Consider the following 1,745-nt stretch of genomic DNA (forward strand, 5'->3'; position numbering starts at 1 on the left):
ATGGGCCATAAAGTGACCTCAGACGAGACCATGGGCAGTGCGCAGTCCATCATGATTGAGAATGGGCTCTTTCTTGGTGCCGCGGATCCCCGACGTCCGGGGGCCTTGGCTGTCCCCGTGAAAGCGCGCCGCTGAGACTGATCTTCGACAGGGGATAGCTTGATTGTTCCGACCTATGTCATAGGTTGAAACTGGTCGAGCCCGACGGATGTATTCATGCAAGCCACGCTATCCCCACTAAAATTCCAAGACCCCTTGCGCACGGCCAAGGGGGAGGAGCGGGCCTTTGTGGCCTTTGAAGGCTTTCAAACGCTGTGGTTCAATACCGGGACGCTGTGCAATATCACCTGCGTGAATTGCTATATTGAAAGCTCCCCCACCAATGACCGCTTGGTCTATCTGACCCCACAAGATGTAACGCCGTTTCTGGACGAGTTGGCAGTGGTCCAACCAGGGGCCGTCGAGATTGGCTTTACGGGCGGCGAGCCTTTCCTCAACCCCGATATCATTGAAATCCTGACCCTTGCTTTGGAGCGCGGGCATCCGGTTCTGCTTTTGACCAATGCCATGCGACCCATGATGCGCCCGCGCGTGCAAGAAGGCGTCCAAGGCCTGATCACCCGCTTTGGCGACCAACTGACTTTCCGCGTCAGCCTCGATCATTGGAGCGCCAGCTTCCATGACCAAGAACGCGGCGAGGGGGGATTTGAAGAGACCTGTGTGGGCCTTGATTGGCTGGCGGCCCAAGGGGCGAAGCTCGCCATTGCCGGGCGAACCTTATGGGGCGAAAGCCAAGAGGCAAGTCAGGCAGGCTTTCGCGCACTTGTCGCAGCGCGCAATTGGCCGATTGACGTTGAACAGCCCCTCTCGCTGGTGCTCTTCCCGGAAATGGATGCGCGCGTCGATGTACCAGAAATCACCCCGGCCTGTTGGGGGATTTTGGGGGTAGATCCGAAGGGCCTGATGTGCGCGAGTTCTCGCATGATCGTCAAACGCAAAGGTGCTGTGGCGCCCGTCGTTTTGCCCTGTACCTTACTGCCTTACGAGCCGGAGTTTGAAATGGGTGAGACCTTGGCAGGAAGCCTTGGATCGGTCCGTTTGAACCATCCCCATTGCGCCAAATTCTGCGTGCTGGGCGGTGGTTCGTGTTCGGCCTAATTCCAAGTCCGACCTAATAGACCGCCAAGTTCTTCCAGCAATTGGGCTTCGGAGGTCACCTTAATGGTCCGCATCCCCATGGCCTTGGCAGGCTTTAGATTGATGCCCAAATCGTCGAGATAAATGCACGCTGCCGGGTCCACGCCGAGTGTCTCACACATCATTTGATAGATGCGGGGATCAGGCTTGCGGATCCCGATCTTCGAGCTTTCAATCACATGGTCGAAGACGGCCATGACTTCACCCACGGCTTGGGCCTTTTCCTTCGTTCCAGCCATACCGGCACCATGGCCTACGGGCACGTTGTTGGTGATGCAGCCCAAGCGATAGGTGCCCTTCAACGATTTGAGCGCCGCGATTGCGCCGGGCCTCAAGTCGCCAGCCAGCAAGGCCAGGACATCTCGTCCAGCCACTTTATGACCTAGGGCCGTACTTTCGGCCGTGAATAAGGCGTCAAAATTTGCGGCATCAATCTCGGCCCGTTCAAACAAAGCCCAAGCATTGGTATCTGGGTTCACGCTATTGACCTGGCGAATGAAATTCTCCGGCAGACCGTGTTGCCGCTCATAGCGGGCGAAGGCTTCAAA

3 protein-coding genes are annotated in these 1,745 nt (G+C 57.1%); 2 read left to right on the forward strand and 1 reads right to left on the reverse strand.

Annotated elements, in window-relative coordinates; translation table 11 throughout:
• Together ACOVRA_RS07500 and ACOVRA_RS07505 are read left to right on the forward strand one after the other, a co-directional pair.
• Window positions 1-135, forward strand: a 135-nt coding sequence (locus tag ACOVRA_RS07500) for a hypothetical protein (protein ID WP_421719747.1), incomplete at its 5' end; no start/stop codon positions are given.
• Between the two features lie 81 nt (window positions 136-216).
• The gene (locus ACOVRA_RS07505; RefSeq protein ID WP_421719745.1) at window positions 217-1,158 is read left to right on the forward strand and encodes a radical SAM protein; all 942 of its coding nucleotides are present in this window, start codon (window positions 217-219) and stop codon (window positions 1,156-1,158) included.
• Here ACOVRA_RS07505 and ACOVRA_RS07510 read toward each other — a convergent pair.
• On the reverse strand, window positions 1,155-1,745 hold a 591-nt coding region (locus ACOVRA_RS07510), incomplete at its 5' end, for an HAD-IA family hydrolase (RefSeq protein ID WP_421719746.1). The two genes, ACOVRA_RS07505 and ACOVRA_RS07510, sit on opposite strands and share 4 nt — an antisense overlap.

The sequence above is a fragment of the Aquidulcibacter sp. genome, from assembly GCF_049239865.1.
GTDB lineage: Bacteria > Pseudomonadota > Alphaproteobacteria > Caulobacterales > Aquidulcibacteraceae > Aquidulcibacter.

What these genes read in the sequence shown, in the direction of transcription:
- ACOVRA_RS07505 (WP_421719745.1), top strand. Translation starts at nt 217, where the DNA reads ATGCAAGCCACGCTATCCCCACTAAAATTCCAAGACCCCTTGCGCACG.